The sequence below is a fragment of the Flavobacterium sp. genome (assembly GCF_044373165.1).
Classification (GTDB): Bacteria; Bacteroidota; Bacteroidia; order Flavobacteriales; family Flavobacteriaceae; genus Flavobacterium.
Genome location: NZ_JBILQL010000096.1, coordinates 1 through 8,358, shown reverse-complemented (window position 1 = coordinate 8,358; position 8,358 = coordinate 1). Strand labels below are relative to the sequence as shown.

The 8,358-nt window shown below is 37.9% G+C and carries 8 protein-coding genes and 1 pseudogene; 3 read left to right on the top strand and 6 right to left on the bottom strand.

What is annotated here, in order from left to right:
* Window positions 1–360, top strand: a 360-nt coding sequence (locus ACIQ32_RS10620; protein ID WP_396195666.1) for a LuxR C-terminal-related transcriptional regulator, incomplete at its 5' end; no start/stop codon positions are given.
* A 31-nt stretch (window positions 361–391) separates the two neighbouring features.
* On the opposite strand, the gene dnaG is transcribed toward ACIQ32_RS10620, so the two are convergent.
* The 5 genes from dnaG to ACIQ32_RS10595 form a co-directional block, all read right to left on the bottom strand.
* Window positions 392–2,371: a DNA primase gene (gene dnaG / locus ACIQ32_RS10615; RefSeq protein WP_396195665.1), complete on the bottom strand. Its 1,980-nt coding sequence runs from the start codon at window positions 2,369–2,371 to the stop codon at window positions 392–394.
* 155 nt (window positions 2,372–2,526) lie between these two features.
* Window positions 2,527–3,549, bottom strand: coding sequence for a hypothetical protein (locus ACIQ32_RS10610; protein WP_396195664.1), 1,023 nt, complete (start codon window positions 3,547–3,549; stop codon window positions 2,527–2,529).
* A gap of 30 nt (window positions 3,550–3,579) precedes the next feature.
* The gene (locus tag ACIQ32_RS10605) at window positions 3,580–4,323 is read right to left on the bottom strand and encodes a hypothetical protein (RefSeq protein ID WP_396195663.1); all 744 of its coding nucleotides are present in this window, start codon (window positions 4,321–4,323) and stop codon (window positions 3,580–3,582) included.
* On the bottom strand, window positions 4,310–4,870 hold the full coding sequence (locus ACIQ32_RS10600) for an RNA polymerase sigma factor (RefSeq protein ID WP_396195662.1): 561 nt from the start codon (window positions 4,868–4,870) through the stop codon (window positions 4,310–4,312). Before ACIQ32_RS10600 ends, ACIQ32_RS10605 begins: the two co-directional genes overlap by 14 nt.
* Before the next feature lie 147 nt (window positions 4,871–5,017).
* Complete coding sequence (locus ACIQ32_RS10595; RefSeq protein WP_396195661.1) at window positions 5,018–5,998, bottom strand: polyprenyl synthetase family protein; 981 nt, start codon at window positions 5,996–5,998, stop codon at window positions 5,018–5,020.
* Window positions 5,999–6,125: 127 nt separating this feature from the next.
* On the opposite strand from ACIQ32_RS10595, the gene ACIQ32_RS10590 reads away from it, so the two are divergent.
* Window positions 6,126–6,959 (top strand): hypothetical protein, encoded by an 834-nt coding sequence (locus ACIQ32_RS10590; RefSeq protein WP_396195660.1) that lies wholly within the window; start codon window positions 6,126–6,128, stop codon window positions 6,957–6,959.
* Window positions 6,960–7,015: 56 nt separating this feature from the next.
* Here the strand turns inward: ACIQ32_RS10590 and rlmN are convergent, their stop codons facing one another.
* Entirely contained in the window at window positions 7,016–8,056 is a 1,041-nt protein-coding gene (gene rlmN / locus ACIQ32_RS10585) for a 23S rRNA (adenine(2503)-C(2))-methyltransferase RlmN (protein ID WP_396195659.1), read from the bottom strand.
* A 132-nt stretch (window positions 8,057–8,188) separates the two neighbouring features.
* Between rlmN and ACIQ32_RS10580 the strand changes: the two are divergent.
* Window positions 8,189–8,358, top strand: a pseudogene (locus ACIQ32_RS10580) (methyltransferase); the annotation flags it as partial.

Below are 8,358 nucleotides of genomic sequence, written 5' to 3'. Positions count from 1 at the left end.
CCTAACGCTATCAAAGCAGGTTGTGCAGGATATGTTCACAAGACATCAAAACTTGAGAATTTAGGAATAACCATCGTGAAAGTTCACCAAGGACAAATTATTCTGAATGAAGAAATCAAGAGAAACTTAGCGTTGATTGCTAAACAAAACAAATCGGAACGTTTGTATCGAAAATTATCGAACAGAGAAATCGAGGTGTTGCGTTTTCTAAGCGACGGTAAGAAAAACAACGAAATTGCTAAAATTTTAGCGCTTAACGAAAAAACCATCAGTACGTACAAACTTCGTTTGCTGACCAAACTCAACGTGACTAACTTAGTTGACTTAGTAAACAAAGCCAAAACATTGGAAATCGTTTAAAAAAATAAAACCCCGATATTCGGGGTTTTTTTTATAGGTATGTGGAACGTATTCTGCCTATTTTATTAGTCAAACTTACCTTTAGTTTATTATAATCGTTAATCATCGATTTGATTTCTTCTAAGTCGGTTTCTGTTTCGCTTTGAAATGAACCCATCAGATCCAATATCAGCTTATTGATTAAATATTCGCGCAATGAAATAATAGTTTCCGAAACGTATTGCCCAACATTTTGTGTTTTAGTTTTAACATAAATATGTTTGTTTTCCCAGTTGTGGAGCAATTCTTTTTCTTCAGACATCAAAATATCAGTCACTACCTGAGAGTGTTCCGGAGAAAGTTGCATCAAATACTGTTCTATATTGAACGCGTCGGTTTGATGGTAGTATTGTATTAAATCGGTATAAATTTCTTTGAAAGTAGGATGAGCCAACTCTACTTCGTCTTCTTGCAAACTCAAATAAATTCTTTGAAAAACTTTGTAAACGTTGATTTCTTTTTCCTCTACCATTTCGCCTTCTTCGTTGGCTTTCAAAATATAATCCTCAAAATCAGCTTCCATTGAACCGTAAAGCAACAGCATTTCGAGAATTTTTCGTTCTAATTCGTATACAATATTGACACGATCTTGGGTAACTTGAGGTTCATTTTTAACTACTTCAAAAGCCGTTTGTTCCTGTTTGAGTTTTTTCCCGGCTTCCGATATGTCTTTCTGAACCAATTGTGCCAAAGTATTCAGTAAAACCTGTTCGGATATGTCCATGATACGAGCAGTTTCCTGTATGTAGATTTCGCGTTTAATGCGGTCCGGAATTTTGGAAATACTCACTACCATATCCCGAATCAAATCGGCTTTCTTAATCGGGTCGTTGTTGGCCTCGTTCATCAATAACGACGCTTTGAACTGTATAAAATCTTTGGCGTTGTTTTCCAAATAATGCACCAAATCGTCATACGAATTTTTCCGGGCAAAACTGTCCGGATCGTCACCATCGGGAAATGTACATACTTTTACGTTCATCCCTTCTTCCAAAATCAAATCGATCCCGCGAACTGATGCTCTTAATCCGGCCGCATCGCCATCAAAAAGAACGGTAATGTTCTTGGTCAAACGGTTGATTAACCGAATCTGATCGGGTGTTAAAGCCGTACCCGATGACGCCACCACATTTTCAATACCGGCTTGGTGCAACTGAATCACATCGGTATAACCTTCTACCAAATAACAATTGTTTTGCTTGGCAATGGCTTGTTTGGCATGAAAAATCCCGTAAAGCACTTTACTCTTGTGGTAAATATCGCTTTCCGGTGAATTGAGGTATTTGGCTGCTTTTTTATCATTGGTCAAAATTCGACCGCCGAAACCCAAATTTCTGCCGGACAAACTCTGTATCGGGAACATCACGCGACCTTTGAAACGGTCAAAATGTTTGCCGTCTTCTCGGGTAATGGTCAATCCTACTTTCTCTAAAAACTCTAATTGATAGCCTTTAGACAAGGCTTCTTTGGTAAAAGCATCCCAAGATTCAGGCGAATAGCCTAAACCGAATTTGGTTATAGTTTCGTTAGTAAAACCTCTTTCTTTGAAATAAGACAATCCAATGGCTTTGCCTTCTTCGGAATTTAAAAGCGTATCATGGAAATAACTTTTGGCGAATTCCGAAACCAAATACAGACTCTCTTTTTCGTTGGCTTCTATTTTATCTTCTTGGGAAACTTCAGTTTCTTCGATTTCAATGTTGTATTTTTTGGCCAAATAACGAATGGCTTCCGGATAGGTGAAGTGTTCGTGTTCCATTAAGAACGTCACTACGCTACCGCCTTTGCCGGAACTGAAATCTTTCCAAATTTGCTTCACCGGCGACACCATAAAAGAAGGCGAGCGTTCGTCGGAAAACGGACTCAATCCTTTAAAATTACTGCCCGCACGCTTAAGCTGAACGAAATCGCCAATGACTTCCTCCACTCGAGCGGTTTCAAATACTTTATCTATGGTTTCGCGGGTTATCAAAACAGATGGTCAGATTATCAGATTGTTATTGATTTCAAAAATCAAAGAGGGTAAATTTACACATTCAGAATTTAAAATTTAAAATTTAAAATAAAAAAAGATGCTCCATTGCTGAAACATCTTTTCGAAGTATAATCTAACCTAAACAAATTATTTTAATTCAAATCAAAGCGAACCCCTAAAGAGATATTGTTTTGCTTGATGGCGTTGTCTTTAAACATCGGATTCAGATCGTATTTCAAATACAAGCTGGTTTCACCGTAACCAATGTAAGTGCTCAATCCGTAGATGAAATCGTTCACATTAAAATCGCCTTTTTCTTTTACTGATATGTCGTTACCGTCAATTTCATAACACAATTTTTGTTTTGATTTGACGCGCACTCCGGCATAACCACCGATTCCGAAACGCACACTTTCATGGGTTCTGAATATTTTTTTACCGTCTTTATCTTTGGCTTTGGTAAAATCGAATTCCAAGTGAAGCGGCAAGGTTATAAATACATTTCTCAATCGGGAATCTTTAAGATTGTACTGAAAATTCTCTAAATACGTTTCATTGCCATTGGTTACAAACACTCGGTTATCGGTTGGACGCAAGTTGTTATACATAACTGACATTCCGTATTTCAAATGCAATAAATTATCGTTTTTAAACAAACGCGTATTCGACGTAAAACCCCATTCGTAGAAGTGTGAACCCCAATACCTGAAGTCGGAATTGGCCACACTGCCATCGGTAACCAAATTGTTCACTCCGGCGGCGAAAACGAATTGCGAAGTGGTTCTTTTTTCCCCTCTTACTTTTCGGATAGAATCGAATTTAATAGCAATCGAAAAATACTGGTTTTTGCCTTCTTTGATTTTGCCTTCTACTTTTTGATTGACCAATTCTTTCAATTCTTCTTGTGCTTGCCCAACGCGGGTTTCGATATTTTTAGAGCGGGTTTCTGCTAACAGCAACTTTTTGGCATCGGCTTGCTCTTTAGTGATTGTTCCGGCTTCCAATTCTTTGTTCACCGATTCAATTTCGGCTTTCAAAGCGGCTTTCTCTTCTTTGGTGATGTTTTCAATCTTTTCAGCTATGGCTTTGGCCTTGGCTTCAAAGGTTTCCTGCGCCATGGTTTTATTGGCTAAAAGGCATAGGAATAGTGCTAAGTAAATGGTAAAATTTCTCATGGTAATTAATTTAAATATGATTAATGATTGCTATTCGTTGTTTCGGTTGGCCAAAGCCACTTTCACTTCTTGGTAGTTTTTGTTGATTTTTTGCAGCATTTTTTCTCGGAAACTGTACTCAACTTCGCCATCTACTTGAGAAAGTAGGCTTTTGGCATCGACTTTAAGATTCGATTTTTTGTTGGTTGATTCTTTGACAGATTTATCTAAATCGGCCAACAAGCTTTCATCGGATTTGGCATTGACCGGCTTTTTGATTACAATTTCTTTAGGTTCTACAATTTTAGGAATGTCTTTTTGGGCTACGTCTGATGAGTATTGAAATTTAATTTCTTTGTCTTTGATGATTTGATTTTGAGGTTTTGTTGATTGATTTTGGATTGAAACTCCTTGATGATTGGTTGTCGGTTGTTGGTTGTTGATTGTCGGTTGATTCGAAACGGCAGCGACAACTTCGTCTTGTTTTTGACTTTCAACAATTGGCGTTGTAATGTTTTCGGCAGGATTTTGAACCGTATCATTTTTAGTTTCGGTTTCAACCACTGCATTCGGAGTACTGATTACAGTATCGTTTTGATTGAAAAAAAACAAACCAAGCGTTACTAAGACCAAAATGCCGGCAGCAATAAACAAAAAGCCAAACGGTTTTCTTGTTTTTTTTTCTTCGGCTACCGAAAGCATCGCATCCAATCGGTCCCAAGCTTGGACTGAAGGCTTGATTTCTCTGGCATTCAGTTGGTCTCTGAATTGTTTTTCTAATTTATTCGGTTCCATTGTGGTAATTTTTTAGTTTGGTAATATTTTCCTGCAACATTTTTCGAGCGTGTGACAATTGTGATTTGGAAGTACCTTCATTGATGTTTAACATGGTAGCAATTTCGTGGTGTTTAAAACCTTCAATAGCATACAAATTGAAAATCATTCGGTAACCATCGGGTAAATTATCAATTAAAAACTGGATGTCTTCTACTGAAAACTGACTCTCAATGTTGTTGTGGCGTTCCTCAAAGAAAGTCTCGTCTTCGATAAACTTAACCTTCTTTTGCACTCGGATAAACGAAATACATTCGTTAATCATGATGCGGCGAATCCAACCTTCAAAACTGCCTTTGTGCTCAAAATGCTTAAGATTCGTAAACACTTTCATAAAAGCCGTAATCATAATGTCTTCCGCCTGATGGATATCTTTGATATACAGACGGCAAACACTCAACATTTTCGGTGCGAATTTGGCATAAATCTGATGTTGCGCATGGCGATTGTTCTCGACAGCCAACTCGATCAATTCTTTTTCGTCTTTATGTAAGTTGATTACTTTCAAAACTATTAGTTAGTGTTTCTATTAGCATAGACGAATGTCGATAAAAAAGGGTTGCATCACAATTTGAAAATTTTTCAATTTGGAGATTTGAAAATTAAAAACCCCAGTAAAAAAAGGCTTTACAGTGGTAAATATTTTTAAAAAAAATTATTTTTTTCTTTCAATAACGTAATTCACCATCAAAGAAAGTGCTTCTCTGTATTCCGATTGAGGGAAATTTTGAAGGATTTGAAGCGCTTCTCCCTGAAACTGCATCATTTTTTGTTCGGCATACTGCAAACCGTTTTTGTCTTTTACAAATTGGATAACTTCTTTGACGCGCTTCTTGTCTTTGTTGTGGTTTTTAATCGAATTGATGCACCAACTTTTTTCTTTATCAGTACAGTTGTTCAAGGCATGAATCAACGGTAAAGTCATTTTTTGCTCTTTAATATCTATACCGGTGGGTTTACCGATAGCGTCATCAGTATAATCAAATAAATCATCTTTGATTTGAAAAGCCATTCCTATCAACTCGCCGAACTTGCGCATGGCTTCAACCTGAGTTTCATCCTCAGAGACCGATTTGGCACCAAGAGCACAGCAGGATGCAATTAATGTCGCTGTTTTTTTGCGAATGATTTCGTAGTAAACCTCTTCGATAATATCTAATCTTCGGGCTTTTTCAATTTGGAGTAATTCGCCTTCACTCATTTCACGAACTGCTACCGAGATGATTCTAAGCAAATCGAAATCACCATAATCAATAGACAACAACAATCCTTTAGACAACAAATAATCGCCTACCAAAACGGCTATTTTGTTTTTCCATAAAGCGTTGATTGAGAAAAAACCGCGTCGGCGATTGCTATCGTCTACTACATCATCATGGACTAAAGTGGCGGTGTGAATCAACTCGATTACTGAAGCACCGCGATAGGTTCTTTCGTTAACTTGACTTGTTTCGGAAAGCATTTTGGCTACCAAAAAAACAAACATTGGTCGCATTTGTTTGCCCTTTCGATTGACAATATAATAGGTAATTCGATTTAACAACGCCACCTTTGAAGTCATCGATTCATAGAACTTTTTTTCAAAAAGCTCCATTTCCTCTTGTATAGGTTTTTTTATTTGCGAAGTAATATTCATTAAAATAAACCGAATTCCATCGGGCATTCAAAGATACAACAAAGCCATCGTTTGAAAAAAATATTTACGTTTGATTAAACCTTTTTCAAGAATAGCATTCAAAGCAATGAACCAAAAATTAAAATATATGAAAATTAAAAATTTGATATTAGGAGCAACCTTAACTGTGCTTGTGCTAAGTTGTAGCAAAGATGACAGTAACAATACTGCTTCAGAAGATTTGACCGAGGCTAGAGTAAGTGCCAAAATTGATTTGGTAACCGAAGATGTTTCAAAAATTGTCGACGAACAATTTGCCCTTCAAGTGAATCCATCAGCCGGAAGAAACAGTCAAGAAACGGCATCATTACCGCCATGTGTAACCATTGATATTCAATTAACCGCTAACAGTTGGACCAGAACTTTAACATTTGACAATTGTGAACTCCCTAACGGAAATGTACTTGATGGAACCATCATAGTGAGCGGCAGTTTGAATTTTGATACACCATCTCATACCATCAGCTACAGTTTTGTTGACTTTTATCACAATGATATTTTAGTGGAAGGGAATCGCACCGTAGTTCGTTCTATTCAAAGCACTACAGTGCAAGCAGCACCGCATCCTGTAGCCAATATGTCTATTGATATGCATCTGACGTTTCCGAATGGGAATCAGTATCACAGAGTAGGAAACCGTATTCGCGAAATGATTGAAGGTTTTGGTACTCCAGCGCTTTGGGCTGACAATGTATTTTCAATCTCCGGTAATTGGACTACTACTTTCCCTGCCGGTACCAGAACATCTACCATTACTACTCCGTTAAGAGCAGAAGCCGGTTGTCCTCATATCGTTAGCGGTGTAATTACCACTGTAAGAAACAACAATACAGGGACTTTGGATTATGGCAACGGCGACTGCGATAATCAAGCCACTTTAACCGTAAACGGTAATACAACCACTATTACTTTGGGGAATTAATTTAGTTGACTTAGTTATAAATGATGAAAACTCTCGACAAACCGTCGGGAGTTTTTTTATGATTTATTGGCCAATTGACCACAGGCAGCATCAATATCTTTACCGCGGCTGCGACGCACTTTAGCAACGATGTCATTTCGTTCCAGAGCTTGGATGTAATTGTTGATAGCTTCATCAGACGCTTGCTGAAATTCTCCGTCGTCAATAGGATTGTATTCGATTAAATTGACTTTACACGGTACGTATTTGCAGAACTTCACCAAAGCATCAATAGAAGCTTTGTCATCGTTAATACCTTTCCAAACTACATATTCATAAGTCACTTTGCTTTTGGTTTTTTGGTACCAATACTGCAAAGCTTCTCTCAGTTCGGTTAACGGAAAGTTTTTGGTAAAAGGCATGATGTGATTTCGAGTCGATTCTATAGCCGAATGCAAGGACACGGCTAATTTGAATTTGACCTCATCGTCTGCCATCTTTTTAATCATTTTGGAAACGCCCGATGTAGAAACAGTAATGCGTTTGGGCGACATGCCTAAACCTTCTTCCGAAGAAATCATCTCAATGGCTTTCATCACATTGTTGTAATTCATCAACGGTTCGCCCATTCCCATAAAAACAATGTTGGATAGCGGTCGGTTATAATACAAACGGCTTTCCCTGTCTATGGCCACGACTTGATCGTAAATCTCGCCCGGTTCTAAGTTTCGCATTCTTTTTAAACGAGCGGTAGCGCAAAAATTACAATCTAAACTACAGCCAACCTGACTCGAAACACAAGCCGTAGTGCGGGTTTCAGTTGGAATTAAAACACTTTCTACTATTAAACCATCGTGCAAACGAACCGCATTTTTCACCGTGCCGTCTTCACTGCGTTGCATTTGATCGACTTTGACATGATTGATTACGAAATGTTTTTCCAACATGGCTCGAGTTTCCTTAGACACGTTAGTCATATCCTCAAAACTGTGAGAAGCTTTGCTCCACAACCATTCGTACACCTGATTGCCGCGAAATGCTTTGTCACCGTTGGCTACAAAAAAATCACGCAATTGGGTTTTGGTTAAACTTCGGATGTCTTTTTTCTCGATTTCCATGGCGCAAAGTTAGTAATTAGTAATTAGTGATTGGTAATTAGCCGCTATAATATAACAAACTGCAGTTTTGATATGCCTTTGTAGGTTTTGACAGCGACATATAATTAGATAACTTTGTAAAAAACAATAACCATGCACTTTCTTTCCGACGAATTAGACCAATACGTAACCCAACATTCCCAAGACGAACCCGAATTGTTGGCGCAGTTGAATAGAGAAACCCATTTGAAAATCCTGCAACCACGGATGTTGAGCGGGCATTTTCAGGGACGCGTTTTGAGTATGTTGTCGAAAATCATCCA